Origin of the sequence: Alteribacter salitolerans, assembly GCF_016901055.1 — a bacterium.
Classification (GTDB): Bacteria; Bacillota; Bacilli; order Bacillales; family Salisediminibacteriaceae; genus Alteribacter; species Alteribacter keqinensis.
On record NZ_JAFEUX010000001.1, the window covers coordinates 441,923 to 468,884 of the forward strand.

The 26,962-nt window shown below is 43.8% G+C and carries 23 protein-coding genes; 6 read left to right on the top strand and 17 right to left on the bottom strand.

The annotated features are described in order from the left end of the window. Positions 1-183: 183 nt before the first annotated feature. From odhB to ku, 3 genes are all read right to left on the bottom strand, one after another. Entirely contained in the window at positions 184-1,440 is a 1,257-nt protein-coding gene (odhB, locus tag JSY36_RS02075) for a 2-oxoglutarate dehydrogenase complex dihydrolipoyllysine-residue succinyltransferase (RefSeq protein WP_205165043.1), read from the bottom strand. Further along, the gene (locus tag JSY36_RS02080; protein ID WP_205165044.1) at positions 1,437-4,265 is read right to left on the bottom strand and encodes a 2-oxoglutarate dehydrogenase E1 component; all 2,829 of its coding nucleotides are present in this window, start codon (positions 4,263-4,265) and stop codon (positions 1,437-1,439) included. The genes odhB and JSY36_RS02080 overlap by 4 nt, the downstream gene beginning before the upstream one ends. 344 nt (positions 4,266-4,609) lie before the next feature. Beyond that, positions 4,610-5,452 carry a non-homologous end joining protein Ku gene (ku, locus tag JSY36_RS02085; RefSeq protein ID WP_205165045.1) on the bottom strand — a complete coding sequence of 281 codons (843 nt, stop codon included), beginning with the start codon at positions 5,450-5,452 and terminating at the stop codon, positions 4,610-4,612. Between the two features lie 95 nt (positions 5,453-5,547). Between ku and ligD the strand changes: the two genes are divergently transcribed. Further along, complete coding sequence (gene ligD / locus JSY36_RS02090; RefSeq protein WP_205165046.1) at positions 5,548-7,374, top strand: DNA ligase D; 1,827 nt, start codon at positions 5,548-5,550, stop codon at positions 7,372-7,374. On the opposite strand, the gene JSY36_RS02095 is transcribed toward ligD, so the two are convergent. The 5 genes from JSY36_RS02095 to JSY36_RS02115 form a co-directional block, all read right to left on the bottom strand. Next, positions 7,371-8,030 (bottom strand): SOS response-associated peptidase, encoded by a 660-nt coding sequence (locus JSY36_RS02095; protein WP_205165047.1) that lies wholly within the window; start codon positions 8,028-8,030, stop codon positions 7,371-7,373. The two genes, ligD and JSY36_RS02095, sit on opposite strands and share 4 nt — an antisense overlap. Before the next feature lie 3 nt (positions 8,031-8,033). Beyond that, on the bottom strand, positions 8,034-8,909 hold the full coding sequence (locus tag JSY36_RS02100; RefSeq protein WP_205165048.1) for a gamma-glutamylcyclotransferase: 876 nt from the start codon (positions 8,907-8,909) through the stop codon (positions 8,034-8,036). 30 nt (positions 8,910-8,939) lie between these two features. Further along, positions 8,940-10,097, bottom strand: a complete 1,158-nt coding sequence (locus tag JSY36_RS02105; protein WP_205165049.1) for an aminotransferase A — start codon at positions 10,095-10,097, stop codon at positions 8,940-8,942. 164 nt (positions 10,098-10,261) lie between these two features. Continuing rightward, a complete protein-coding gene (locus tag JSY36_RS02110) occupies positions 10,262-10,765 on the bottom strand; it encodes a hypothetical protein (protein ID WP_205165050.1) in 504 nt (167 codons plus the stop codon). 26 nt (positions 10,766-10,791) lie between these two features. Then, positions 10,792-11,967, bottom strand: coding sequence for an alpha/beta hydrolase (locus tag JSY36_RS02115; protein ID WP_236784394.1), 1,176 nt, complete (start codon positions 11,965-11,967; stop codon positions 10,792-10,794). 528 nt (positions 11,968-12,495) lie between these two features. Between JSY36_RS02115 and JSY36_RS02120 the strand changes: the two genes are divergently transcribed. Then, on the top strand, positions 12,496-12,723 hold the full coding sequence (locus JSY36_RS02120; protein ID WP_205165051.1) for a hypothetical protein: 228 nt from the start codon (positions 12,496-12,498) through the stop codon (positions 12,721-12,723). 383 nt (positions 12,724-13,106) lie between these two features. On the opposite strand, the gene JSY36_RS02125 is transcribed toward JSY36_RS02120, so the two are convergent. Further along, positions 13,107-14,243 carry a D-alanyl-D-alanine carboxypeptidase family protein gene (locus tag JSY36_RS02125; protein ID WP_205165052.1) on the bottom strand — a complete coding sequence of 379 codons (1,137 nt, stop codon included), beginning with the start codon at positions 14,241-14,243 and terminating at the stop codon, positions 13,107-13,109. Between the two features lie 228 nt (positions 14,244-14,471). Further along, positions 14,472-15,152, bottom strand: coding sequence for a DUF4397 domain-containing protein (locus JSY36_RS02130; protein WP_205165053.1), 681 nt, complete (start codon positions 15,150-15,152; stop codon positions 14,472-14,474). 366 nt (positions 15,153-15,518) lie between these two features. On the opposite strand from JSY36_RS02130, the gene JSY36_RS02135 reads away from it, so the two are divergent. Continuing rightward, the gene (locus JSY36_RS02135; protein WP_205165054.1) at positions 15,519-17,192 is read left to right on the top strand and encodes an ABC-ATPase domain-containing protein; all 1,674 of its coding nucleotides are present in this window, start codon (positions 15,519-15,521) and stop codon (positions 17,190-17,192) included. 70 nt (positions 17,193-17,262) lie between these two features. Here JSY36_RS02135 and msrB read toward each other — a convergent pair whose 3' ends face one another. The 3 genes from msrB to JSY36_RS02150 all read right to left on the bottom strand — a co-directional run bounded on the left by msrB (position 17,263) and on the right by JSY36_RS02150 (position 19,264). Continuing rightward, entirely contained in the window at positions 17,263-17,700 is a 438-nt protein-coding gene (gene msrB, locus JSY36_RS02140; RefSeq protein WP_122896763.1) for a peptide-methionine (R)-S-oxide reductase MsrB, read from the bottom strand. An 8-nt stretch (positions 17,701-17,708) separates the two neighbouring features. Further along, positions 17,709-18,230: a peptide-methionine (S)-S-oxide reductase MsrA gene (gene msrA / locus JSY36_RS02145; RefSeq protein ID WP_205165055.1), complete on the bottom strand. Its 522-nt coding sequence runs from the start codon at positions 18,228-18,230 to the stop codon at positions 17,709-17,711. A gap of 65 nt (positions 18,231-18,295) precedes the next feature. After that, positions 18,296-19,264: a YbgA family protein gene (locus tag JSY36_RS02150; RefSeq protein WP_205165056.1), complete on the bottom strand. Its 969-nt coding sequence runs from the start codon at positions 19,262-19,264 to the stop codon at positions 18,296-18,298. Positions 19,265-19,486: 222 nt separating this feature from the next. Here JSY36_RS02150 and JSY36_RS20900 point away from each other — a divergent pair, with 222 nt between their 5' ends. Continuing rightward, complete coding sequence (locus JSY36_RS20900; RefSeq protein ID WP_419466023.1) at positions 19,487-19,906, top strand: DUF1722 domain-containing protein; 420 nt, start codon at positions 19,487-19,489, stop codon at positions 19,904-19,906. Positions 19,907-19,971: 65 nt separating this feature from the next. Here the strand turns inward: JSY36_RS20900 and JSY36_RS02160 are convergent, their stop codons facing one another. The 3 genes from JSY36_RS02160 to JSY36_RS02170 form a co-directional block, all read right to left on the bottom strand. Next, positions 19,972-20,895, bottom strand: coding sequence for a dipeptidase (locus tag JSY36_RS02160; protein WP_205165058.1), 924 nt, complete (start codon positions 20,893-20,895; stop codon positions 19,972-19,974). A gap of 242 nt (positions 20,896-21,137) precedes the next feature. Continuing rightward, on the bottom strand, positions 21,138-22,523 hold the full coding sequence (fumC, locus tag JSY36_RS02165; protein WP_205165059.1) for a class II fumarate hydratase: 1,386 nt from the start codon (positions 22,521-22,523) through the stop codon (positions 21,138-21,140). Between the two features lie 58 nt (positions 22,524-22,581). Further along, entirely contained in the window at positions 22,582-22,749 is a 168-nt protein-coding gene (locus tag JSY36_RS02170; RefSeq protein WP_183163709.1) for a hypothetical protein, read from the bottom strand. A gap of 248 nt (positions 22,750-22,997) precedes the next feature. Here JSY36_RS02170 and acsA point away from each other — a divergent pair, with 248 nt between their 5' ends. Further along, positions 22,998-24,713, top strand: a complete 1,716-nt coding sequence (acsA, locus tag JSY36_RS02175) for an acetate--CoA ligase (RefSeq protein ID WP_419466019.1) — start codon at positions 22,998-23,000, stop codon at positions 24,711-24,713. A 46-nt stretch (positions 24,714-24,759) separates the two neighbouring features. On the opposite strand, the gene JSY36_RS02180 is transcribed toward acsA, so the two are convergent. After that, complete coding sequence (locus tag JSY36_RS02180; protein WP_122896756.1) at positions 24,760-25,356, bottom strand: cell wall hydrolase; 597 nt, start codon at positions 25,354-25,356, stop codon at positions 24,760-24,762. Between the two features lie 214 nt (positions 25,357-25,570). Here JSY36_RS02180 and JSY36_RS02185 point away from each other — a divergent pair, with 214 nt between their 5' ends. Beyond that, positions 25,571-26,959, top strand: coding sequence for a sigma-54 interaction domain-containing protein (locus JSY36_RS02185; protein ID WP_205165060.1), 1,389 nt, complete (start codon positions 25,571-25,573; stop codon positions 26,957-26,959). Positions 26,960-26,962 lie beyond the last annotated feature (3 nt).

Below are 26,962 nucleotides of genomic sequence, written 5' to 3' on the forward strand. Positions count from 1 at the left end.
CCGTCCTTTCAACTGGTCTTATGCTTCCTGGTTCTGCCCTTTACAGGTCCCCTTTTTTGGATATGGTATTAAACAAACGATGACCTTTTGTAACTGGTTTGGCACGGCCATGCGCCTAAAACAAAAAAAGTCTGTCCACAGAGGTGTATTTCACCACTGGGGACAGACTTAGGGCAGTTACAATTATCCTTCCAAAAGAAGGGATTCAGGGTCTTCGATCAATTCTTTTACTTTCACAAGGAATCCTACAGCTTCTTTTCCATCAACAATACGGTGATCGTAGGAAAGAGCCACATACATCATCGGGCGGTTTTCAAACGTATCATCATCAATGGCAACCGGACGCATCTGAATCTTGTGCATTCCGAGAATACCTACCTGCGGAGTGTTAAGGATTGGGGTAGACCACAGAGATCCGAAAATACCACCGTTTGTGATCGTAAAGCTTCCTCCTTGAAGGTCGCCAAGGGTAAGCTTTTTCTCTTTTGCTTTTCCGGCAAGATTTCCGATTTCTTTTTCGATACCGGCAAAGTCAAGGCGGTCCGCATCACGAACGACCGGCACGACAAGTCCGTCATCGGTGGAAACTGCCATTCCGATATCATAAAACTTCTTCATGACAATTTCGTCATCTTGAATTTCAGCATTTAACAGCGGGTACTTCTTCAAAGCACCGATAACAGCTTTTGTAAAGAATGACATAAAGCCAAGTTTTACTCCGTTGTTATCAAGGAACTGATCTTTACGGCGTTTACGAAGCTCCATGATATTTGTCATATCAATTTCGTTAAACGTTGTAAGCATTGCAGCTGTCTGCTGTGCTTCTACAAGACGCTTGGCAATGGTCTGGCGGCGTCTTGACATTTTTACACGCTCAACCGGCTTGGCAGGGTCATCTTTTGGTTTTTCCTGTTTTGCAGGCTGCTGTGAAGGTTTTGACTCAGACTTTTTCTGCTTGGACTCATGTTCTTCAATATCCTCTTTACGAATACGCCCTAATGGGTCACGCGCAGAAATTTCGCTCAGGTTGATTCCTTTTTCACGTGCATATTTACGGGCAGACGGTGTTGCAATCGGACGGTCAGGGGAGTCTGAACTCTCTGACTGGGATGTTTCCTGTGAAGAAGCTTCCGGCTCGCTTTTGCTCTGTGATTCTTCTTTTTTCTCTGCTTTCGGCTCTTCTTTCTTCTCCGAAGAACTTCCCCCAGCTTCTTCAATCATGGCGATAACATCTCCGACTTTAACTGTATCCCCTTCCTCAAATAGAGCTTCTTTGAGTGTACCGGACTCATCAGCGGAGATTTCCACATTTACCTTATCCGTTTCAAGCTCTACGATATCGTCACCTTTATTAATTTGGTCACCTGGCTGCTTCAGCCACTGAGCGACTGTACCTTCTGTTACGGATTCTGCTAGTTCAGGAACTTTGATTTCGATCATTCTTCTTCTCTCCCTTCGCTGTTTAACGACAACGCATCTTCTATGATTTTTTTCTGGTCTTGTTTGTGCGCTTTCGGATCCCCTTCAGCTGGAGCTGAACGACGGCGGCGTCCGATATACTTGACTTCTGCATGATCTTCGGCCAGGTGTCTGAGGTGTGGAAGAACATAGTGCCAGGCTCCCATGTTGCTCGGCTCTTCCTGTGCCCAGACCCATTCTTTTGCGTTCGGATATTTTTCTTTGAGCTCTGCAACAGCTTCCCTTGGGAACGGATAGATCTCTTCAACACGTACAACGTGAACCGTGTCTTTATCTTCAAGTTCCTCAGCTGCTTCAGCCAGGTCGATCGTGAGCTTACCTGTGGCAAAAACAATCCGCTTTACGTTTTCGGGATTTTCTGCAAGCCCGGGCTGTTCAAGAATCGGCTTAAACATACCTGCTGCCACTTCTTCACTCGTGGAAATCACTTTATTGTGTCTCAGCAGGCTCTTCGGTGTCATCACAACGAGCGGACGCACTTCATCCTTGCCAAGAATGCTTGCCTGACGTCGGAGAAGATGGAAATACTGTGCTGCACTTGTGACATTTGTTACGTGCCAGTTATTTTCGGCAGCAAGCTGAAGGAACCTTTCAACCCTTCCGCTCGAGTGCTCGGGACCTTGTCCTTCATAACCGTGCGGCAAAAGCAGAACGAGTCCTGATTTTTGCCCCCACTTTGCACGTCCTGCAGATACGAACTGATCGAAAATAACCTGTGCTCCATTGGAGAAGTCTCCGTACTGGGCTTCCCAGATTGTTAATGTTTCCGGAGCCTGAACAGAATACCCGTAATCAAATCCAACTACAGCAGCTTCCGATAACGGGCTGTTATGAACAGCAAAAGAAGCATTCGCATGGTGCATTTTATGGAGAGGAGAGTATTTTTCATTGGTTTCACTGTCAGTCAGTACAATGTGACGCTGGGAGAATGTCCCCCGTTCCGAGTCCTGACCTGTAAGACGGATTGGATTTCCGTCATGGAGAATCGTAGCAAAGGCAAGTGTCTCAGCTAATGCCCAGTCAATGGCTCCTTCATTGTCAAAGGCCGTTTCACGACGTTGCAGGATCTTTTTAAGTTTGGGAAATACTTTAAAGTCTTCAGGGAACTTTAACAGCTCTTCGTTTATTTGCTTGAGGGTGTCCAATTCAACTGACGTATCAATGTTATCGAGAGACTGGACAACCTTGTCAGGAGGATTCATCTCCCCTGCCCGGTCACGTTTGTTTGCTTTAATTGTTTCATACTGGGACTGCAGGTCACTAAGAAGCTTCTGACGCAGCTTCTTTCCATCGTCACTTCCGATAATTCCTTTTTCATGCAGTCTGTCAGCATAAAGTTCATATACCGTTTTATGTTTTCTGATTTCCTTGTACATCTGCGGCTGTGTTGCTGCAGGCTCGTCCATTTCGTTGTGACCGTATCTGCGGTAACCGATAAGATCAATCAGAACGTCTTTTTCAAAACGCTTACGATACTCGTAGGCGAGATGCATCGCTGCAACACACGCTTCCGGATGATCAGCATTCACGTGAATGACCGGCACTTCAAATCCTTTAGCCAGATCGCTTGCGTAGTTTGTTGATCGCGAGTCACTGCTGGATGTCGTGAATCCGATTTTATTGTTGGCGATAACATGAATCGTACCACCCGTAGCATAGCCCGTAAGCTGGGACAGGTTTAACGTTTCAGCAACTATACCCTGACCCGGGAATGCAGCGTCACCGTGGACGAGAATCGCCATTGCTTTTGACTTGTCCTGTTTCGGATACCCCGGCTCACTGCGATTGTCCTGTGCGGCACGGGTAAAGCCTTCAACAACCGGATCGACAAACTCCAGGTGACTCGGGTTGTTGGCAAGGGAGACGGTTGCTTTTTCTTCTTTTTCTTCAACTTCCCGGTCAGCTCCGAGGTGATACTTTACGTCACCTGTCCAACCGTAGTTAATTCCTACAGAACCTTCGGAAGGCACGAGCTCTTTGTTTGGAGCGTCAACGAACTCGGAGAAAATGATCTCATACGGTTTCCCGAGAACGTGGGCAAGAACATTCAGTCTGCCCCGGTGCGCCATACCGATCATGACATTTTTAGCGCCATCTGTTACGGATTCCTTGACCGCATCATCAAGCATCGGCACCATTGAATCCAGACCTTCGATTGAAAAACGCTTCTGTCCTACAAATGTTTTGTGGAGGAAGTGTTCAAACCCTTCCACATGATTCAGACGGTTCAACAGATCTTTTCTCATCTCATCTGAAAAAGTCGGGCGGTATTCTTCCGACTCCACCATCTTATAAAGCCACTCCCGCTCTTCCAGGTCATGAACCTGATTAAACTCAAAAGCGAGTGCCGAACTGTAGACCTTTTTCAGATGATTAACGGCATCAAGCCCGTTCTCCACTGATTTTGGAGCATGTGGTGTGAGAAGGTGAGCCGGTATTGCTCTTAACGCTTCTTCTGTAAGCTGATAACTTTTCAGGTCGAACAGGTTTTGTGACTCACGTTTTTCAACAGGAGAGATATCAGCCATTAAATGTCCGTTTCTTCTGATATGATCCGCCAGCTTTGCAGCCTTTATTGCTGCGGTAATGTCTCCGCCGCTGCTTTGTGCAGCCGGAGTTCCTTCTGATTCGGGCGGGCCTCCCCATTTGTCAAAAAACTGCTTTAACTCTTCATCTACTGAAGCTGCATCTTCTTTGTACAGTTCATACACTTCCAGTAAATAGCCGAAGTTGGGTCCGTGAAACTGGGACCAGCCTTCATCCATTTGAACGTGTTTTGAGCTCATGAATCCAGTACCTCCATTTGTACACCCGGTTTGTGTACATGTAATATGTAAAGTTTAAGAAGGATAAAAAGTAGTAGTGCTTTAAAGCGTGTGAAACGCTTACATCGTTATTTTATCACTATAGGAAATATTCCTCAAAAGAAATTGTAGATTTTTTAGAATTTTTCTCATTAATTTTATGGAAATTCGACCTAAATTCCGAAAATACAGTCGTTTTTTGTAAAATAAAGTAAACCACCTGTTGCCATTTGTGAAATAATGAGTTTTCCATTTGTATACAGGTGTCCTTTTTCCTTGAATATAATTCCCCTGTGACAAAAAAGAAAACCACCCGCTGGAGGCAGTTATGCATTTTTCTTTTTTCTTCCTGTTGTTGTCCGTTTTTTTGAGGCGGCACTTTTTTTCTTCGTTTTTTTTGTATTTTCAATCGATTCCTGTAAAGCATCCATAAGATTGGTTACATTTGATGTGTCCAGTTTAGGCTTCCGGGCAGTCACCACGTCTTTTCCGTTCCTCTTTGTTTCAATCAGCTTCATAAACTCCTGACGGTACTCATCTGTGTATTTTTCCGGTTCAAACGTTGTGGTCAGCTGGTCAATAAGCATTTTTGCTGTGGTGACTTCCTTTTTTGAGAGATCATTCTCTTCCGGTATCCCCGGGACCTGGTCGGCTGCCCTTACTTCATCAGGGAAGTGAATGGTTTCCATTAACAACGTATTCTTATAAACCCTTAAAACTGCCAGATGTTCTTTTGCCCGTATCATGATTTTAGCTACCCCGATTTTACCGGATTCCTCCAGTGCCTGCCTTAAAAGAACATAGGCTTTCGTCCCTCCCTCGTTCGGGGACAGAAAGTAGCTCTTATCGAAATAAATCGGATCAATTTCATTTAAGTCAACAAAATCAAGAATTTCAACTGACCGTTCGGACTGGGCTTTCTGAATCTCCTTTAACTCGTTTTCCTCAATAATGACATACTGCTCCTTGGAATATTCAAACCCTCTTACAATATCCTCTTTCTCAACTTCTTTTTCACAATGAGGACATACTTTGTCGTAGCGGATCGGTGTATGACACTCTTTATGGAGCTGTCTTAAGGAAACATCTTTGTTTTCAGTGGCTGCATGAAGCTTTACAGGAATATTTACAAGTCCGAAACTGACCGTTCCTTTCCATATTGTATGCATCTTCGACTCTCCCTTATTTACCATAGATTGTACTGTTAATTTGGTCCTTAAAAGCGAAGGTTATAAGTAGATAATACTGGATTAAGGAAGTGTAGATGTTGAATGTCATGCTGCCCACAAGAGTTGAAAATTGGCCGGACCGTAAGAATGGCTGGTTGTATGAAACAAAGTATGATGGGTTTCGGTGCCGCCTGGAGTGGAATGAGGATGAAGTCCGGTTAATAAGCCGGAACGGACTGTTATTAAACGACCGCTTTCCTGAAATCACAGCGTATTGTAAAAACTGCAGAAAGCCACCCATCCCGGTCGTTCTTGATGGGGAACTCTCAATCTTATTAAGTAACTACACAAGTGATTTCTCCCAGTGCCAAAAGCGAGGGAGAATGAGAAGCAAAACATCTGTAACTGAACATGCGGCTTTGTTTCCCGCTGTTTTCCTCGCATTTGATCTCCTTATCCTAAAAGGGAGAGATATGACTGGGTTACCTTTTATCAAACGAAAGGCATCTCTCCAGACCTTTTTGTCCGGACTCGGATGTCCATTGGAACCTGAAAAGGAAAGAAGTGAAACATCCCCCCTGCAAATGATACCCGTATGGAAGTCACCTGACAAACTGTGGAACCAGGTACAGTCGTATAACGGGGAAGGTATAGTGGCAAAGAAAGAATACAGCAAATGGATGCCCGGCAGAACGATGGAATGGCAGAAAATAAAGAATTACAAATCCGTTCATGTTCTTATTACAGGTGAGAAGAAGAACGGTTATTTTAAAATCGGTGTGGAATCGAATGACATGTTGAAGCCTTATGGCTCCTTCAGTCACGGTCTTTCAAGTGAAGAACGGGATATATTAAAAAAAGTCATAAGGAAAAATTCAAAACACCGAAATGGTGAATATGATTTGGCAGCACCTCTCTGCTGTGAAGTGAAATGCCTCGGAACAACAGGGAAAGAACTGAGAGAACCCCGTTTTTCAAAATTCCTGCCTCATGAGGATCCATCAGACTACACAGTAAAGCGGCTCAACTATGAACTGGAGCCTCTGCCTCCTCATGTGAACATAACGAAGCCCGAAAAACTTCTCTTTCCAAAAGCCGGTATCACCAAGCGCGATTATATTTATTACCTGCAGAAAATGGCCCCTTTTATTCTTTCCTGGTTATATAACAGGCCTTTAACGGTTATCCGTTTCCCTGATGGGATAGAAGAAGAGTCTTTTTACCAGAAAAACGCCCCTCCGTCACTGCCATCTTTCGTAGAGACACGTATGTGGGAAGGGCATCACACCATTTTAGTGAACAACATTGAGACGTTATTGTGGCTCGGAAATCAGGGAGCCATTGAATTTCATATCCCGCCGGAAAAAGCTGATGGTGATATAGAGGAACTGTTTTTGGACCTGGACCCTCCCGACCGGAAGCTCTTCCCCTATGCCGTAAGAGCAGCTTTGGATGTTAAAGAAATTCTCAACAAATGGCAGCTTTACTCCTTCGTAAAAACATCCGGCAGAAAGGGGCTTCAAATTTACATCCCAGTCAGCAAAGGAAGCATCACGTATGAGGAAGGCAACGTCATTTTGTCTTTTCTCGCTTCAGCACTTGTAGAATTGAATCCGGCCGAGCGGACAGTTGAACGCTTGAAAAAAAAGCGGAATGACCGCTTGTACATTGATTTTCTTCAGCATGGCAAAGGGAAGACCATTATTGCCCCCTACTCTCTTCGGGCAGTGCCGCAGGGACTTGCTGCCTATCCGGTCCAATGGAGCGATGTAGACAACACTCTAGACCCGGCTATGTTCACCCTTGATTATGCACTGTCAGAGTCCAGGGTAAAACCGTTACGTATCAGGGGGGAGGACAGAAACACTAACAGCTCCCACCTTCGTATTCTTATTCATGAACTGGCCAAACAAAAGACCTAAATCCTTTCAATACATTCCGGCCCTTCGTTTTGAGGGGAGTTTACAAACATGGAGACAGGATGGATATGCAGGGACGAAGGTCGTTCTTTATATATCTTATGAAGCGTATCTTTTGAATTCACATCAAGCCAATGCTTTTGCCGGCCATCATTAAGGATAACAGGCATCCGGTGATGAAGCTCTTTCATCGTACTGTTGGCTTCTGTTGTAAGTATCGTGGTTGTGATCAGCGTCTGCCCCTCTTTTTCCCAGCGGTCCCACAGACCGGCAAACATCATTGGCTGTTCAGAGGGCAGCTGGATATAATAAGGCTGTTTTCTGCCGCCCTCTTTCTTCCATTCATAAAAGCCGCTTGCGCAGACGATACAGCGACGCCTGTTAATCAGATGTTTAAAGCTCGGCTTTTCATGAATAGTCTCAGATCTTGCGTTAATCATTTTATACCCGATGGAGGGCTCATCCGCCCAGGACGGGACGAGCCCCCATTTCATAAAACCTGCCCTCTGCCCTTTTTTACCCTGAACTACGGCGAGGATATCCTGGCTTGGAGCGATGTTATAACGCGGTTTATAAGTAATGGCTTCTTCCGGGTTTTCAAGATCAAAATGGTTATTTAAAAAATCAGGGTCTGAGTAAAGAGTGTATCTTCCGCACATGTTTTACACCTCCTGGTTTTTTTCTGAAACCTGAAGCTGGTGAATTCTGTTCTTCAATTTGTCAATATATCCTTCTGTCAGCCAGCCGGCGGCTCCCCGCAAAATTTCATTTGCGTAATGATCCGGCGGTGCTGTCTCACTTTGTTTATCGATCACAAGAAACGTCAGAACATCGGTATAGTTATTCCCGTCAAGTCCCTGTACTGAAATGATGGCAGGGCGGTACATCCCTGTAAATACACCCTCCCGTTTATACAGGTAATCGAGTCCTTCTTTATCTGTTCGGTATAAGAGGCCTTCAGAGAGACCCCCTTCTTCAACAATGTCTGCTCTTCCTTTCCCGTCAACCCTGGAGGCAATCGTAAACCTCAGCTCGTAGCCAGGAAGACTGGCACCGGTAATTTCATGAAAGTACTGGTCCGCACCGGCCAGCTCCATTCTCTCTTTGTCCATACATGAACCGAATGCAAAATACAAAAAGGAATCACCGAGACCACGTTCAAATAACAGACGCATCCAATCCCCTTCAGGAATCTCAGTTTTCAAAAGAGACTCACGCCCTGAAACATAGACAACAGCTTCTTTTTGGACAGTGTCCGTAGTGACCGATACCGTTACAGGCTTGAAGAGACTTCCCTCAGATCCGTCGTATCCCTCCAGGTAGTGGATGTCTGCCCAAAGGCGGTCGGGGATCTCATACAGTTCTCCATATACCCTTCCATTCCCCCTCTGTACGAATGCGGGATAGCCTGATCCGGTGTCAAAGAGAGTGCCCTCGATCCAGCTCTGCTCATGAACACAATTCACATTATCAAGGTAATGAGCATTTAATGCCCCTTTACGAAGCGTTCCATATACGAATAATAATCTCTCATTCATCTTCTCTTACCCCCAGTTGTAAGCCAATTTCTACATAAGCTTTTTCCAGAATACTTCAAGTCTGTCGAGTGCTTCTTTAAGGTTTTTCATGGAATATGCATAAGAAAGACGGACGTACCCTTCACCGTACTCTGAAAATGCGTTCCCGGGTACAACAGCCAGTTTATTTTCCTCAAGCAGTTTCGTTGCAAAATCAAATGATGACAGGCCTGTCTTTGAAACCGAAGGGAAAATGTAAAAGGCACCTTGCGGATATTCCACTTCCATCCCTATTTCTATAAGCCTCTTATACATATAATCACGTCTCTTTTTGTACTCTTTCTTCATAGGTTCAGCGTCATCTTCACCTGCAGTAAGTGCTTCTGCTGCTGCTTTTTGCGAAATGGAGGAAGCACAGCTTACATTGTATTGATGAACTTTCAGAATATGTCTCGTAATCTCTTCGGGTGCAAACACAAAACCAATACGCCATCCTGTCATTGAATGGGACTTGGAAACACCATTAATGACAATTGTCTTCTCTCGCATGCCCGTAAGACTTGCAATCGAATGGTGCGGCATTTCAAAGTTGAGCTCGGAATAAATCTCATCAGAGACAACAAAAACGTCTTTTTCTCTTAAAACAGCTGCAAGGTCTTTCAGTTCTTCTTTCGTCAGAACAACCCCCGTTGGGTTTGAAGGATAGGGAAGCATGACCGCTTTTGTTTTTTCTGTCAGCACTTGTTTCAGTTTATCCGGTGCCAGTTTAAAACCGGTATCGGTTGTGTCTATATATACTGGTATTGCTCCGCATAACCGGATAATGGGTTCGTATGCCGGGTATACAGGACCCGGAAGAATAACTTCATCTCCCTCCTGAAGAATTGTCCTCATCGTAATGTCGATTGCCTGTGATGCTCCCACAGTCGTAATTACTTCTGATTGTGGGTTGTAGGTGAGATTATACTTGTTTTTTACAAACCGGGACGCTGCTTCTACAAGTTCATCGTCCCCGGGATTTTTTGTATAACGGGTATAGTTAAGGTCGATTGCTTTCTTTGCTGCTTCCTTTATATGATTCGGAGTTTCAAAATCCGGCTGGCCCAGAGTAAGCTGGACCGCATCGGGGTATTTTGCAACCTTGTTGAAAAACTGGCGTATGCCGGATATTTGGATGTTCTTTACACGGGAATTTAATTTATGTTCCATAGTGGTAATCCTTTCCTGTTTCATAAAAATCGTCATTTTCGGCTTCTTTATTGAAAAAGTCTAACAGTATCCGCATGCACATACAAGCTTGGAATAAAAGAAAGCGGGCGGCTCATAAGGGAGAATAATACCTTATGAACCGCCCTTTATACACATTTCCTGTATTATCCCAGCTGAACAATAAGCCAGAAAGCCGTTACGAAATAAATTGAGTAAAGGAGGATGATTCCTATCGTGACGAGGAAGGCCATCTTTTTCCCTGCTTCGTGTACGTTGAAAAGTCTTCTGATTCTTCCTAAAAAGAAACAGGCAAGGATTACGGTGTATAAAAGGATAATAAACAGATCTGCAAAAAAGATATCCCACCGCCATTTTTCTGCAATTGTTCCCGAAAGCAGTAAAAACCACTCTGTTCCTGTCCCTATAAGCTTACTCATAAGCAGTTTGCCGTAGAGAATAACAGTTACCCACCAGCCCCAGGTTTTCAAAAAGAAAAGGCCCGCTGCGCTGATGATTAGAAGTAAATAGATACTGTCTGTAACGAGTATCTGAACCATTCTCGGAGTAAAGCCCCACGAGAATGAAATATACAGCATATAGCTGAAGTAAGCGATAGTAAACAAAACTTGTCCTATTGCGAGCAGCCTGACTGGGAGAACTGATCTCATGGTATCTCTCCTATCTTTATTGAGGGCTAAGGGATGAGGAGATCAGCTCCGGTTCTGCCAAGCAGATATGCAGCGATTGCGAACGCTTCTGCCTGTTCCCTTACCCTGTCAATTCCCTGGGGAGACTGACGGACCTGCAGCTGGTAGGGGCTTTCCTGAAGAACGCCTCCATGAGCCTGCCTCAGAAAGCTGGACGCTTCCTGCAATCCGTATCTCCCGCTTTGCATAACTTCATAAAAAGAGACAAAACCGTGCATAACCCCACGATACCTTGTAGCTCTTACATGAACGCCGGATTCAAAAAGGCGTTTTGCGTATGCCTCACCTTCGTCCCTTAACGGGTCAAATTCCGCAGTAATGATCAAGGCAGGGGGCAGATCAGAAAGATTGTCAGCCTGCAGAGGCGATGTATAAGGATTTGACCACATCATTTCTTCAGGGGTATACAGATCCCTCGCCCGGTACATCACCTGTCTGGATAATAAATAATAACCACTATCATAAATTTCTCTCGACCTTAGGTCTACATCCTGAAACGTTGTCAGGGGATAAAACAGAACTTGGGACGTTATTTCCGGGCCTTCCCGGTCCCTTGCCATAAGTGTCATCACTGTAGCAATATTCCCTCCTGCACTGTCACCTGCAACACTGATTGTATCAGGGTCACCATTAAAACTTCCCGCATTTCTCTCTGCCCACTGCAACGCAGCATAGCTGTCTTCTACAGCAGCAGGGAAAATATGTTCCGGCGCCACCCTGTATCCGACCGAAATCACGACACTCTCTGTACGGGACGCTAGGGACCGGACAATATTGTCATGGGTTTCAATACTCCCGTACCCCTCCATGAACGCACCACCGTGATAATACATGATAATCGGATACGGCCCTTCACCCTGAGGCCTGTATATTCTTACAGGCACTTGAACATCGCCGACTACCGGTACATAGAGGTCCTCTCTTAACAACGGGCTTCCTCCGCCTCCTCCGCTCACAATTCTTGGAGGCCTGACATCAATATCCAATGTAACCAGATTATTATTAATAGCATGAAGCACAACAGCGGTCTTTGCCGGGAGCCGCCCTGCATCCGTAGACTGCCAGAGATACACTGCGAATGCCACAGAGATCAAAACTACAGCAATTGTCAGTGAGCTTAGAAGTACAAGGTTTTGTAGAATCCGCTTAGCCCATCTCATCATAAACAGTCCCCTCCGGTAATTATCGAAAGAATTCGACTTCTGTCTATATTATAATAAGAACTTCTTCTGACCGCTACGTCATTTCTAAAAAATTATGTAAAAATGTATAAAAGTTATCACATTTCACCCATCCATTGGAAGTCCTTCTAAATCATGGTTGAATTCTTTGGATGAATGAATATCACAATAAAAATATGCTATATCAGATCCGTCAGGATTTTTTGATTGATCTCTGGTAATTCAGGTGTTGATTTTCACTCACTGAGCGGGGGGCGATGAGTCTCCCAGGCAACTCAGGGGATCTCACCTGTGCTGGTTAACCCGCTTTTCTGATATTACGGGTTAGCATGCGAAGTTGAACGGAATAAGCGAGACTGGCGAGACCCGTAAGGACAAAGCCCTGAGGAGGATCGGTGCGAGTCAGCGGAAAGGAATGGTATTCCGGTTCAAAGAAACTTAGAACATCCAAACAAGGTTGAGAATGCCCCAAATTGTATTTTCATGGTAAACATGAAGGGAGACAGAAGAATGGACTTTCAATTACAGAGCCACGATGGTGCTTTTCCATGTGAAGTCACTTGTGATGAAGACAATGGAAGATACATGATAAGAAAAGCAGATACATCGGGAGAAGTATTTAACTCATCTCAAGAACTTAAAGAATGGATCGAACAAAACTGGAATGAAGCCATGTTTAACAACCGGTATGAATACACAAGAATGCTTGCATCATTAAGCAGCTCTGTATCTGAGTGATGAGTGAACGATGTATGGGATGAAAAGTCAAATAAAAAGCTGCTTTCCTATAGTTTGCTACTCTTTACTATAAGTCAAATCTTAACACATAAAAGTCTGCATGCCCTTCCCTTTCCGCGGTGGCGCCGGCAAGCCAGAAGAAATAATCCTGCTTCTTCCTCTGCCACAACTCTTTTCAGCTTTCTGCGTCGAAGCAACTCGAAGCTCATTCGTGATGTAAACGCACGTAACTATCGCAGGAGTTTCGGGCACTGCAGCTTGATTATCGCATTCACTAAAAGCAACAATTTATCCGAAAACAGCCATTAAAAAAGAGGCTGACTGAAGGGTACAGTCAACCTCTGATAAGTTCTTCCGCTATTCATTGAACAGATGGAAAGCTTCTATCTGTTAAAAACCTTATTGAATCCGCTTAAAATAAACCACAGTGCGATACTTTTCTTAATCGGCTCTTCCTGCTTCTTAACGACTGTTGTTTCTTTATCTGAAGGGATAATATACGACGGGAGATCTGTCAGGTATCTTTTTTCAAGGTCAATATGAGCGATCTTCCGGTTCCCTTTCCCTGTTACAATAATTTCCCCTTCTTCGCGCACCTCATATTTAACATCTTCTCCCCTGCGGGTTGTCACTGCCAGTTCTTCAGGTATGATGTGGTTGGTCAAAAGGTCTTCACCGGAAAGGCTTAACACCTGTGTTTCATATTCAGCCAGGCTGTAGTCAATAAGCTTGTTCGTATCGTTATATGCAAACAGCCGCGATGGAGTGTTCAGGGTTACAACAATCACTTCAGTGTCCCCATCAAATGCTGAGGTAACCAGAGTATAGCCCGATCTTCTGACATAACCGTTTTTCACTCCTGTAATATGGTCATTCTGTCTCATTAAATCGTGGTGATTATAAAGGGTTGTTTCCCACCCTTCCCCTTTCCAGTCCAGGCTTTTCGTTCCGACAATCTCCCTGAACTGTTCGTTTCCCATTGCATAAGCACTTATTCTGGCCATATCGTAGGCCGTGGTTACATGTTCTTCTTCAAAAAGGCCGTGGGGATTCGTAAAGTTGGAGTTTTCAACCCCCACCTTCTCTCTCACAAACGCATTCATCCGGTCTGCAAAGGCCTCAACTGAACCATCTATATGTTCGGCTACTGCTATTGATGCATCGTTACCCGAACTGATCATGATGCCAAGGAGAAGCTGTTCGAGTGGAAGAATCTCCTCTTCCAGTAAATAGACTCTGGAGCCTATTACATTTACCGCATCAAAACTCACTTGTACGTCATCAGAAAGACCTGCTTCTTCCAGAGCCACAATAGTTGTAATGATTTTCGTTATGCTTGCCGGATACATTGTCCTGTATGCGTTTTTTTCGTAAAGGACTTCCCCGGTGCGGGCATCAATAACAACTGCTGCCTCACTGTATAGATCGGAGGGTTTCCCAGCTTCTGGTAATGACGGGAATGATGTCAATGTAATAATGAATAGTAGTGAGAATATTATTGGATAATTTGTCTTTCTCATGCCATCACCTTTATGTGTTCGTTAATACTTTTATAGTAAACGTATTAACACTGTTATGCGATGAATGAAACATTACAATTTCATTACAAAACCATTAATATTCTTTTATCTTTTCACACAAGGAGTGGCGGCATACAAAAAAGTGAACAAAAGACCCTCCGGTCCTTTGCTCACCTCTGTGGTTTTTATCTGCAGTCTTTCAGAACATGTAACTTTGGGATAGCGCCCTTATTCTTTCAGTTCATCCTTTACAATAATAATATCAAAGCCCGGTTCTCCTTCAAGCTGGCCTACTGCAAATGCAGAATAAACAGCGCCTGCCTCGAGTCCTAAATTAGGAACTTCAAACACCACATCCTGTGACCCCGTTGGCCGTACTTGCAGGTTCACAGTTCCTGCATCTACTTCCAGGTATTCAGCTACCTGAGGAAAGCTCACATTTTCGAATAAAATCGTTTCCGGTCCTGCTGCAATGTCTACAGCCGGGGCATCAGGAGAAAAGTGGGCTGCTCTTACTTTTGCTTTACCTTCTGCAGGCTGGAGGGCATCACTGACAGCTACAAGATCAATTTGGTTTAGAGGACCTACTGCTGCCAAGGTGTATGCTTGTCCCCCTTTTACATCTACATTTTTCTCAATAACCGGGGTATCCTTTTTAGGGTTTGCTCCCTGGGCAAAAATACGGATGGTGTAAGAGCCTTCCTGTAATGGCATGTATTCGCTCACACCTTTAAATGAAACACCTTCAAGTACTTTATCCTTATTCACATAGATATCCACTGCAGGTGCATCCGGGGATGCATGAACAGCTCTAACAAAACCTTCACCTGTATCTGCAAAAGAAACATTTGCTCCCATAGCTGACAACGCAAACACGAATGTCAGACATAACATAATCCATTTTCTCATTTTTCATTCTCCTTAAAGTTTTTTCGCTGTTTTCAGATTGATTGTTGCAATTTTCACTTCACAGATAATGAAGATACAGCCTGCGACCCTCCGCTTTCCGTGATGGTTACGGCAATCCTTGAGCTATGCGCAGCAAGGTCTTGCCTGGCACCCTAATACCAAGGCGTCTCATGGACTTCGACTTCATTACCTTTTTCAGTAAGAGAAGCAATTTTTACGAAAACAGCCTTTTTTTCAACCCTAATGTCCCCCTGGTACTGGATAATTATTCTTCCTTCTCCCCTTTTTGTTTCAGATCCTGTCGTATGTTTTAATAACAGTACAGCTATCATTACGCACGAAATCACCGTATTGGGGGAAATTGATATGAAACGACTCTTACAGAAGGTGAAAGAACTGGATGGAAAAAGCTATAAATTACTCAAAACCATTCAGGGAAAATATGACGGAGACGTCTTTTCACTATATATGGACTATATTCAGGGAGACCCCTTTGCTGCTCCGTCAAAAATCAGAGTGGCTTTCCCATTCACATACACAAGCCTTCCAGAAGAGCTTATAGATTCCGCCTCCCGTAAATCAGCTTTCGAAGATTTTTTTGCCAGGGAGGTTAATCTTCAGATTAAGAAACGTGCAGTTTCACGAATGGGAACCGGTAAAGGCGGGATGATTACCATCGATGCCCCGGGTCAGGAAGTCCTGAAGCGAACAGCTGTAAAAGTCACTGAAGAACATATCGAAATTCGTCTCAGTATCGGCCTCCCTGCAAACGGAAGGCGTATCAGAGGACATGATACCGGTAAGCTGCTGGGTGAGATTGTACCTGACATAACAAAAAAAGCTCTTACCCATTTTTCAAAAGAAGCATTAAAATCACACATTGAATTATCTGACGATCAGCAATTAATCCGAAATTATATTAAGGAAAATGAGTTCATCTGCTTTATAGCCAACGGGTCTGTTCTCCCAAGAGAAAGCGGTGTGAGTAATAAGCCTTTAAGTAAGGCCGTACCCTTTCAGTCCCCGGCCGCTTATGAAAAAACCATTCAGCTTTCTAAAGAAAAGACAGTTACCGGTTTTGCCCTGCCAAAAGGTCTTACCCTCATAGCCGGGGGAGGTTATCACGGAAAGAGTACCCTCCTTCATGCCATTGAACGCGGTGTGTATAATCATGCTCCGGGAGACGGCCGGGAGTATGTCATTACTGATCAGAGTGCAGTGAAAATTAAAGCTGAAGACGGCAGGTCCATTCATGGAGTAGATATTTCCCCGTTTATTTCCAATCTCCCTTTTGAAAAAGATACGCGCTCTTTTTCAACATTGGATGCAAGCGGAAGCACCTCCCAGGCAGCTTCCATAATGGAAGCACTGGAAATGAGATCCAAGCTTATTTTAATGGACGAAGATACTAGTGCTACAAATTTTATGATTCGTGATGCGAGAATGCAAAAGCTGGTTTCTGAGGAACCGATTACCCCTTTTGTTGATTATGTAGAAAGTCTCTTTAAGGACCAGGATGTTTCAACGGTCATGGCTATAGGGGGTTCAGGGGACTATTTCGAAGCTTCTGACCACGTCATAGTAATGAATGAATACCGACCTTACGATAAAAGAGCAGAAGCAAAGCAAATTGCTTCTGAAATAAAAAATCACCGAAAGAAAACAGCCGGAACCCTGTCTGTTCCCAAAATGAGAATACTGGACAGAGACAACTTCAAAAAGAAACTGGATCGAAAAGAGAAAGTAGACGCAAAAGGAAAGAATACGATCCTGTTCTCCCGTCATATGATTGATTTATCTGCTATCGAACAGCTGGCGGATACCAGCCAGACAAGGACCATTGCCCTGATAATGAAACATTTAACAAAAGGAAGCAGTAAAGACAGCACAATTATGGAAGCCATTGACGAGATCTATACTGAAATTAACCATTCGGGACTTGAATTCCTTTCGCCCTTCAAAGGGCAGCACCCGGGAGATCTTGCCCTTCCAAGAAAAGAAGAAGTTATACAGACTCTCAATCGCTTCCGCCGGGATTAAAGGAAACAAAAAAAGTTGACGCCATAAAAATGATTGGCGTCAACTTTTTCGTTTCATAAGACATCAAAGTCTATTTGTCGAATAATGTTTTGTATTCCCCGTAGCCTTCTTTTTCAAGCTCGCTGTATGGAATAAAACGAAGAGCTGCAGAATTGATACAATAGCGGAGTCCGCCGGGTTTCGGCCCGTCCGTAAACACATGGCCGAGGTGGGAATCCCCCTCTTCACTCCTTACTTCCGTACGGCGCATTCCATGTGAAAAGTCCGAATGCTCAGTTACCTGGGACTTATCAATCGGCTTTGTGAAGCTTGGCCATCCGCACCCTGCATCATACTTGTCTCTTGAATTGAACAAAGGCTCTCCTGACACGATATCCACGTAGATTCCATCTTCAAAATGGTCCCAGAACTCATTTTTAAACGGAGGTTCGGTTCCGTTTTCCTGAGTTACTTTATACTGCATTTCGTTTAACGCTTTTTTATCCTGAACTTTTCTGTTTGTTTTCATCAGACCAACTACCTCCTGTGTGAGTTTAGGAAGTCTTCTCTACCGCTTCCTTTACGGTACATTTTATAATGAAGAGGGTTCTTCCGGTAATAGTCCTGATGGTAGGCTTCTGCTTCAAAAAACACAGATGCAGGACGAATATCAGTACAAACCGGCTTGTTGAATTTGCCGCTTTTATCAAGCTTCACCTTTGAATCCTCCGCCAGTTTCTTTTGCTCATCGTCATGATAAAAAATGGCTGTCTGATAAGACTCTCCACGGTCATGAAACTGACCGCCGGGGTCGGTTGGGTCAATCTGAGACCAGTATAGATCCAGCAGTTTTTCGTATAGAAATACATCCGGATCATATGTTATCTGAACAGCTTCGAGATGTCCTGTTGTATTCGTGCATACCTCTTCGTAGGTAGGGTTATCAGTGTGCCCGCCGGTATATCCCGACACAACCTTATGGATACCAGGCTGCTCATCGAAAGGAGATACCATGCACCAGAAACAACCACCTGCAAATGTTGCTTTCTTCAAAACCATTCATTTCTCACCACCACTTTTTTTAGTAGTATAACAACACTTTCTCCGAACGTCCAAACTTATGGTCAGTAATTGCGGCCTTTCCCGGAGTCTGTTATTTCAATTAAGCTTTCCGGGTAGGGTTTAAAGTACGATTGATTGAACAGATACTCCCTTTCAAACCTGTAAACCCAGGATTTCAGGATACTCGTCAAATTACTGAGCGGGATCCGCCTTTCACTGTATTGCTGAAGAAGGTACAGGAAATGTTCTTTTTCACGGACACTCAGTTCACCTTTAAAAAAGCTCAGAATATGCTGGCAGACATTGATATTGCTTGTAAACTTCGGTTTTTTCTTCATCATCGTTCCAAGAACTGCTTCATAGGAAGAATAGATCTCTTCCTTGCTCCGCTTTTCATAATTTGCTATTATACGTCCTGCATCTTTTAAAAGTTTTGGATGATATGATAAAAACAGAAATTTGTTTCTGGCATGAAAACGGTTCAGTGATTCAAGATCGCCCCGACTTTTTGTATCTCTGAATTCACTGAGTGTATATATACGAGTCAGAAAATGCTCCCTGATCGAGAAGTTTCTGAGCCTCCCGTCATCCTCAATGACCGCATCAGGAAAATGATCTATAACCTTTTTCGCAAAGATCCCGGCACTCTTTTTAATTACAGGGGACTTTTCGTATCCTGCGTATACTTTTGTATCAAAGATTCCGCAGCTCGGGGACCTCCCTTTCAAAATAAACCCGTCTACGTCACGTAAATTTGTCAGGAAAGAGTCTGAGAAGCTTTTCATTTGATCTGTAAGGTCTTCTTTCCCGGACGGCAGTACCAGCCGCTCCTCATCTCCAGATTCAATAATCCGGATCGACTCTCTTGGTGTTGAGAGCCCGATTTCCACTTCCGGACACACAGGAATCAGTTCTGCACTATCCATTAATTTACTCACTGCATCACTTTTGATTTTTGCCCCGTCGTACCTGCATGGTTCAAATTCAAGACATTTACTGACGACAATTCTAGGTTTCTTAAACATTCGCATGGCCCCAGCCCCTTACTTACTTTTAATAGAGATACGATTTCCTGTATCTGTTTCCCTTTAATAATGAGTCACAAAAGTCTGGTTAGATTAATCATGGCATCCTTACTTTAGAGCCGTGACAGGTGCTACACTTATAGTATCCAAATGACCGAGGTGAAAGACATGACGGTACCTTTTAAAAAACTAACCGAGAAACTCTGGGCCCGTAATAAATATGAAATTATGGCTAAAGGGTACCGTTTCTATAAAGACATCCAAATCTCTCTCAGGGAGGCAGAAAACTGCCGGGAATATCTGGACGTATACTTGGAAATCAAAAAGCAGAAGGAACTTCCTTTTTCTCACGGAGATTTTTTGAATACATGTGAACATATCTGGGGTTACTTTAAACACAAGACTACAGAATCTGAAAAAGAGCAATTTTTTACACTATTTAACCATGCGCGGTCACTGACCGCAGCCTCATACACATACTTTCCGCCGGAGTGCAGAAAATGCGCTGCTTATTTAGCGTATCTGCTGGAATTATATCCGGTTTCCTACTTGAAAGAATCATCTGTATTTCTTCCTGAAAACAAGTGGAATGTCATAAAGATAAATAACGAGTATATAACAGTCACCAGAAGACATTTTTCCTGCTGATCACCAGAAAGAGGGCGTCTCATAAGGCGGCATTATAATATGCCTTATGAAATGCCCTCTTTTCACTATTCCGGCAGATGGTCCAGAACGTTTTGATATGCAAAGCCTCGTACATCCTGTTCACTGTAATACTTGAGAAGTTCATTGATCAGGTTCTGATAAAGCCCTGAGTGATCAAGATCTGATACAAAAAACTGAATACCGTCAAAGTCCGAGCCAAATGACAAATGGTTTTTCCCACCCAGTTCACAGAAGTGTTCAATATGCCTTAAAAGGTCACTAATCTCTGCTGTTTCTGCATCATCCACAAGAAATGGAGGGTGAAAGACCACTCCCAACAGTCCTTTTTTCTTAAAAAGTGCCTGCGCCTGCTCGTCTGTAAGGTTTCTTCTATGTGAGCACAGGGTCTTGGCGTTAGAATGTGTGGCAACAGGATAATCAGCTGTTTTCATAACATCCCAGAAACCAGGTTCGGTAAGGTGGGAAACATCTGTCCAGATACGGAATTGGTTGTTAAGTCTGACTACTTCAAAGCCAAGCTCTGTAAGCCCTCCATTTCGGGGTTCTCCCACTCCATCGGCGCATAAGTTTGCATTGTTCCACGTAAGGCCTAGAGATTTGACTCCCAGATTGTACAGCGTACGCAGTTTCATCAGATCATTTCCAAAAGCATCAGCACCCTCCAGCGTAAGCATCGCTCCTGTTTCATCAGGCTTTAATTGTCTTAAGTCAGACCAGTTTCTGATATGCCGGATTCCTTTTTGTGCCAGAACCTTATAATAAAACAAATCAATTTGCTCCAGCGCAACCTGAAACTTCATATCTGAAGGAATCTCAGGCTCCACAAAGACAGCAAAAAGCTGGAGCTTTACATTTCCTTTTTGAAGCCTTTCAAAGCTGGTGTGGATGTTGGCATCATTCAGATATGATTTTGAGCGGTCCTCCCAAAGTTTAAGAAGCGCATCACAATGAAGGTCAAAAACATGCATAACAAAATCTCCTAACGTTATATTATTTAATTAATTATATATACAGTATATCAATTTCCCCATAAAACAGACGCCCCGAATCAGGTATCGGAGCGTCTTTGTATTTCGCTGTTTTTGAATTTTTAGTGGCCTTCAGTCGCTCTCCGGGAACTGAACGGCCCCCGGGACCTTAGAATTCTCAAGCATTCCGGCTACAATACCGGATTTAAAGAAACAGCCTTTGCGAAAGTACTTTTGTGTTGTTATTTGTTGGGACCGATCATTTTTTCCGGGTTAACCATATCTTCAAACTCTTCATCCGTTAAAAGGCCGAGGCTGATTGCTGCCTCTTTTAATGTAGTATCATCATCAAATGCCTTTTTAGCAATTTTCGCTGCATTCTCGTAGCCGATATGAGGGTTTAAAGCTGTAACAAGCATCAGCGAGTTTTTCACATGGTTGTTAATGACATCTTCATTCGCTTCAATTCCAGCCAGGCATTTGTCTGTAAAGGATGTCATGGCATCCGATAAAAGTCTTACTGACTGGAGAAAGTTATAGATGATCACCGGCTTAAATACATTAAGCTCGAAATTCCCCTGGCTTGATGCAAAACCTATTGCTGCATCATTACCAAATACCTGTGAGACCACCATCGTTAAGGCTTCACTTTGTGTAGGATTTACTTTTCCCGGCATAATTGAGCTCCCTGGTTCGTTTGCAGGAATCGTTATTTCACCGATACCCGACCTCGGTCCGCTGGAGAGCCACCTCACATCATTGGCAATCTTCATCAAATCTGCAGCAAGGGCTTTAATTGCTCCATGTGCATACGTAAGTTCGTCGTGACTTGTGAGTGCATGAAATTTGTTTTCGGATGAATAAAACTCATGCCCGGTTATAGTGCTTATTTCTTCAGCTACCGTTTCTCCGAACTTTGAATGGGCATTGATCCCTGTTCCTACAGCCGTTCCTCCAATAGCCAGTGCACGAAGGTGTTCGGTACTCTCTTTAATCATCTGCTCACTTTTTTTGAGCATATGGACCCATCCGCTGATTTCCTGTCCGAGGGTAAGGGGCGTGGCATCCTGAAGGTGGGTACGGCCGATTTTGACAACATCCTGGAATGTAATGACTTTTTCTTCAAGCACATCCCGCATATGTCTGACTGCTGGCAACAGACGCTCATGGACGTCAATTACTGCCGCAATATGCATGGCAGTAGGAAAAGTATCATTGGAGCTTTGGGAACGGTTTACATCGTCATTGGGATGAACCACGGTTTCCTTCCGGCTTTTTAACTGTTCATTTGCCTTGTAGGCAATCACTTCGTTCATGTTCATATTAGACTGGGTTCCGCTCCCCGTCTGCCAGACAACGAGAGGAAAATGTTCAGTATATTTCTCTTTTCTGATTGTTTCGCACACTGCTGATATTGCTTCTGCTTTATCTTCTTCGATATTATCAAGGCGCAGATTCGCCTTTGCACATGCCTGTTTCAGCACGGTAAAGGCGGAGACAATTTCTTCAGGCATCTTTTCGGTGCCTATCTTAAAGTTTTCCAGGCTTCTTTGCGTCTGTGCACCCCACCATTTATCCTCCGGGACTTTCATTTCACCCAGGGTATCTCTTTCGATCCGGTAGTCCATTACAAAGTCCTCCTTTAATTGATATGTCTCTTGTTAATCTACCCTTAACCATTCCCGGCTAAAACCATAACGGATTTATGACCAAGGCAGTATCGATGAGTCTGATAATAATATATATAAACAGCAGGATGAGGCCGGCGCTGATTATAAATTTAAAGAGCGTCCCCACAACCCTGAGCACAATAATACCTGCAACAATTAAAATTAATATTCCTAACCAATCCATCGTTTAATCGCTCCTTTATTCAATCGTTCTTCTGTATTTTAGCATGAAGGTACATACGCAGGCGAAGATCACATCACAACACATATTCTTTTGCAGTTTCTCCTCCGTCACAATCTTTCAAATATAATAAATTTCCTGTATCTTTCTGTTGACTGTTGACAATACACTGGGTTTTTATGTAACGTTTACGTAAGCTTAAAATTCTGAAATTTTAGAGTGTTGCAATTTTACATTACTCGCGGAGGTGCTTGATTTTGAAAGTATTACAGCCAAAAACGACATCACATCAGCTTGAAAACTACGAAGCAACGAAAGAAAATTTTGACTGGAATCAAGTGAAAGAAGCATTTTCATGGCACAAAACGGGACAGGTAAACCTTGCCTATGAAGCCATAGACCGTCATGTGAATGAAGGACTTGGCAACAAGCCGGCTTTACTCTACTCAGACGCCGAGCGTGATGAAACATACACATTCCGCCAGCTGAAAGATCTGTCAAATCAGGCAGGAAATATGCTTAAGGACCTTGGAGTTGAAAAAGGTGACCGCGTATTTATCTTCATGCCGCGTTCCCCGGAACTTTATGTTTCTTTGCTCGGAACAATTAAAATCGGTGCCGTAGTTGGTCCGTTATTTGAAGCATTTATGAAGGATGCCGTAAAGGCACGGCTGGAAGACAGCGAATCAAAAGTGCTGGTCACAACACCGGACCTCCTTCCACGAGTTCCCCTTGATGAACTTCCTCATCTTGAAAAAGTAGTTGTCGTCGGCAATGAACTTCCTGATGGCGAAAAGTTTGTTTCTTATTTCGACAAAATGAAAGCGGCTTCAAAGGAATCTGCTGTTGAGTGGGTTGACCTCGAAGACGGCCTGATCCTTCACTATACTTCTGGTTCTACCGGTAAACCTAAAGGGGTATACCATGTGCATAATTCTATGCTGCAGCATTATCAGACTGCAAAATGGGTTCTTGACCTGAAAGAAGATGATACTTACTGGTGTACAGCTGACCCTGGCTGGGTTACAGGTACATCTTACGGCATTTTCGGTCCGTGGCTGAATGGTGTCACCAATGTTGTCCGCGGCGGACGCTTCTCCCCGCAGGACTGGTATGAAACTCTTGAAAAGTACAAGGTCACAGTATGGTACAGTGCGCCAACAGCATTCAGGATGCTCATGGCAGCTGATCCGAATATTAAGGAAATGTACGATTTAAGCTCGGTCAGACATATCCTCAGTGTGGGAGAACCGTTAAACCCGGAAGTTGTCCGCTGGGGGGTTGAAGCATTTGACCGTCGTATACACGACACGTGGTGGATGACAGAAACCGGCGCGATGTTAATTTGTAACTACCCAGGTGAACCGATTAAGCCAGGCTCAATGGGTAAGCCGTTCCCGGGAGTGGAAGCCGCTATTATTAATGACCACGGCGAAGAGCTTCCTCCGAATGAAATGGGTAACCTCGCTGTAAAAGCGGGCTGGCCGTCCATGATGCGTAAAGTTTGGAAAAATGAAGAGAAATTTAATGAATATTTCGCTATCGATGGCTGGTATGTTTCCGGAGATACCGCCTACCGGGATGAAGAAGGATACTTCTGGTTCCAGGGACGAAACGATGATGTTATTAATACTGCCGGTGAACGTGTAGGTCCTTTCGAAATCGAGAGTAAGCTCGTTGAACATCGTGCTGTAGCTGAAGCTGGTGTAATCGGAAAGCCTGATCCTGTCCGGGGACATATTATTAAGGCATTCATCTCTTTACGGGACGGCTATACGCAGGACGATGAACTTATCGATGAAATCAAGCAGTTTATTAAAAAAGAGCTCTCTGCTCACGCCATGCCAAGAGAAATTGAGTTTAAGGAAAAGCTTCCTAAAACACGGAGCGGTAAAATCATGCGCCGTGTGCTAAAAGCCTGGGAGCTTGGAGAACCAGTCGGGGACCTTTCCACGATGGATGATTAATTCAAAAGGAAAGAAAAAAGCAGCCGGAAACGGCTGCTTTTTTATATTAATTGGAAGCAAATACGTGGTTTCCAATCTGAGAGTCAATTGTGAGTCGGTTTACCCACTCTGACGTGGAGGTTTCGGGGTTAAAGAAGAACAATGCTCCGTTTGAAGGATCATAACCATTCATTGCATCTCTTGCTGCATTAATGGATTCCTGATCGGCAAGCTTATTAATCTGGCCATTCTGAACCGGTTCAAACGCAAAAATTCCACCGCTTCCGTGGGTTTCATAAATGACGCCTTCAACCGTGTCAGGGAACTCAGAACTTTCCACACGGTTCAGCACAACTGCTGCTACTGCTGCTTTACCTTCATAAGATTCTCCCTCTGCTTCAGCGTGTACCAGACGGGAAAGAAGGTCAAGCTCCCCTTCATTAATAACCGCCTCTCCTACTGTCAATGTCTGACCTGGGTAAATAAGATCATCCGTAAGGCCGTTGTTTGCTTTTAATTGATCAACTGTCGTTCCATACTGCTGACTGATATTCCAAAGTGTATCGCCACTTTTAACTGTATATTGTTCTGAAGACGCATCAGCCTGATCCGGAAGTACCAGTGCTGCCAGGGCTACTGCGCCAGCCATAAACCATTTTTTCATATTGGAATAACCTCCTTGAAATTACAATAGTGCTGTCATCACTGACATTTATAATCGTAACGCGGACTTTAGCTTTATTTCATTAGTAGATTCATAGTAACAAAACAATTTTCTGGAAATCATCTTGCAATCAGCAGAGATTCTTAGTACGATAAAAATGTGCTGAATATTCAGCACATTAACCAATATTCCGGCACAGGGGAGGTTCTGTCCTATGTTTGTTACAAACACCGATACAAATGAGATGTTAAAAGCCATATTAAACAGTATTGATGAAGGTATTCATGTAATCGATCAGGATGGAATCACGATCTATTATAATAAAATCGCCGCAGACCATGATGGGCTGGATGTTTCAGATGTAATCGGAAAACCACTTCTGAACGTCTTCCCCTCCCTCTCTGCAGAAACCAGCACGCTTATAAAAGTCATGAAAACAGGCAACCCCATTTTTAATCAGCACCAAACGTACCGTAATTTAAAAGGAAAGCTTATCGATACAGTAAATACAACCATTCCAATCATAGTGTCCGGCAGCTTAATCGGGTCGGTTGAAATAGCCAAGGATATGAGCCGCGTGCGGGATCTCTCCCTGAAACTTATGGATCTTCAGGCAAAAATGGATGACCGGTCAAATAAAGCACTGGAAGTAAAGGACAATCACGTTTCTTATGAATTTGATCATATCCTCACCTGTTCTCCAGAGGTGGAATCGATTATTAAACAGGGTAAGAAAGTCTCTAAAACGACCTCGCCAGTCTTTGTCTACGGTGAAACCGGCACTGGTAAGGAGCTTCTTGTTCAGGCGATTCATAACCATTCACCAAGACGAAACCGCCCCTTTATCTCCCAGAACTGTGCGGCTATCCCCGCATCGCTTCTTGAGAGTATTCTTTTTGGTACAGTGAAAGGGAGCTTTACAGGGGCAGAAGAACGGGAAGGATTTTTCGAACTTGCCCACGGAGGAACACTGTTTCTGGATGAAATCCAGACTCTGCCCATGGATCTTCAGGCTAAATTACTGCGCGTTTTGGAAGACGGTATTATACGACGGGTAGGTTCCAATAAAAGCTTCTCTACTGACGTAAGGATTATTGCTGCAACAAACGAAAACCCCTCGTCCCTTTTAAGTAAAAACCTTTTACGTCCGGATCTTTACTACCGCCTCAACGTGGTTTCATTTCATCTTCCTCCCCTAAGGAGCCGGCGTACGGATATTCCATTATTGGTGGATCACTTTGTGTCTATGTATAATTTCAGATTTAATAAACTCGTCTCCGGTACAGACAAACAGGCATCTGAAATCCTTAAGCATTATAACTGGCCCGGCAACATCCGGGAACTCAGGCATGCTGTTGAAGCAGCAATGAATATGACCGATGAAATCATTTCACCCGATCACCTTCCTCTGCACATTAAACCTGATCGGTCTGAAAACGACGGTTTTTTTTCAGGTGCGCTTAAAACAAAGGTAGAAAATTACGAAGCAGAAATGATTGCAAAAGTACTGAACGAATCAGGCAGGAACGTAAAACAGACTGCTAAAATGCTTCAGATGCCAAGACAAACATTGCAGTACAAGATAACAAAATACAACCTTTAAGAA

Excerpts from the sequence above, each read along its gene's own strand:
- odhB (WP_205165043.1), bottom strand. The coding sequence starts at position 1,440 with ATGATCGAAATCAAAGTTCCTGAACTAGCAGAATCCGTAACAGAAGGT.
- JSY36_RS02080 (WP_205165044.1), bottom strand. The coding sequence starts at position 4,265 with ATGAGCTCAAAACACGTTCAAATGGATGAAGGCTGGTCCCAGTTTCAC.
- ku (WP_205165045.1), bottom strand. The coding sequence starts at position 5,452 with ATGCATACAATATGGAAAGGAACGGTCAGTTTCGGACTTGTAAATATT.
- ligD (WP_205165046.1), top strand. The coding sequence starts at position 5,548 with ATGTTGAATGTCATGCTGCCCACAAGAGTTGAAAATTGGCCGGACCGT.
- JSY36_RS02095 (WP_205165047.1), bottom strand. The coding sequence starts at position 8,030 with ATGTGCGGAAGATACACTCTTTACTCAGACCCTGATTTTTTAAATAAC.
- JSY36_RS02100 (WP_205165048.1), bottom strand. The coding sequence starts at position 8,909 with ATGAATGAGAGATTATTATTCGTATATGGAACGCTTCGTAAAGGGGCA.
- JSY36_RS02105 (WP_205165049.1), bottom strand. The coding sequence starts at position 10,097 with ATGGAACATAAATTAAATTCCCGTGTAAAGAACATCCAAATATCCGGC.
- JSY36_RS02110 (WP_205165050.1), bottom strand. The coding sequence starts at position 10,765 with ATGAGATCAGTTCTCCCAGTCAGGCTGCTCGCAATAGGACAAGTTTTG.
- JSY36_RS02115 (WP_236784394.1), bottom strand. The coding sequence starts at position 11,967 with ATGATGAGATGGGCTAAGCGGATTCTACAAAACCTTGTACTTCTAAGC.
- JSY36_RS02120 (WP_205165051.1), top strand. The coding sequence starts at position 12,496 with ATGGACTTTCAATTACAGAGCCACGATGGTGCTTTTCCATGTGAAGTC.
- JSY36_RS02125 (WP_205165052.1), bottom strand. The coding sequence starts at position 14,243 with ATGAGAAAGACAAATTATCCAATAATATTCTCACTACTATTCATTATT.
- JSY36_RS02130 (WP_205165053.1), bottom strand. The coding sequence starts at position 15,152 with ATGAGAAAATGGATTATGTTATGTCTGACATTCGTGTTTGCGTTGTCA.
- JSY36_RS02135 (WP_205165054.1), top strand. The coding sequence starts at position 15,519 with ATGAAACGACTCTTACAGAAGGTGAAAGAACTGGATGGAAAAAGCTAT.
- msrB (WP_122896763.1), bottom strand. The coding sequence starts at position 17,700 with ATGAAAACAAACAGAAAAGTTCAGGATAAAAAAGCGTTAAACGAAATG.
- msrA (WP_205165055.1), bottom strand. The coding sequence starts at position 18,230 with ATGGTTTTGAAGAAAGCAACATTTGCAGGTGGTTGTTTCTGGTGCATG.
- JSY36_RS02150 (WP_205165056.1), bottom strand. The coding sequence starts at position 19,264 with ATGCGAATGTTTAAGAAACCTAGAATTGTCGTCAGTAAATGTCTTGAA.
- JSY36_RS20900 (WP_419466023.1), top strand. The coding sequence starts at position 19,487 with ATGGCTAAAGGGTACCGTTTCTATAAAGACATCCAAATCTCTCTCAGG.
- JSY36_RS02160 (WP_205165058.1), bottom strand. The coding sequence starts at position 20,895 with ATGCATGTTTTTGACCTTCATTGTGATGCGCTTCTTAAACTTTGGGAG.
- fumC (WP_205165059.1), bottom strand. The coding sequence starts at position 22,523 with ATGGACTACCGGATCGAAAGAGATACCCTGGGTGAAATGAAAGTCCCG.
- JSY36_RS02170 (WP_183163709.1), bottom strand. The coding sequence starts at position 22,749 with ATGGATTGGTTAGGAATATTAATTTTAATTGTTGCAGGTATTATTGTG.
- JSY36_RS02180 (WP_122896756.1), bottom strand. The coding sequence starts at position 25,356 with ATGAAAAAATGGTTTATGGCTGGCGCAGTAGCCCTGGCAGCACTGGTA.
- JSY36_RS02185 (WP_205165060.1), top strand. The coding sequence starts at position 25,571 with ATGTTTGTTACAAACACCGATACAAATGAGATGTTAAAAGCCATATTA.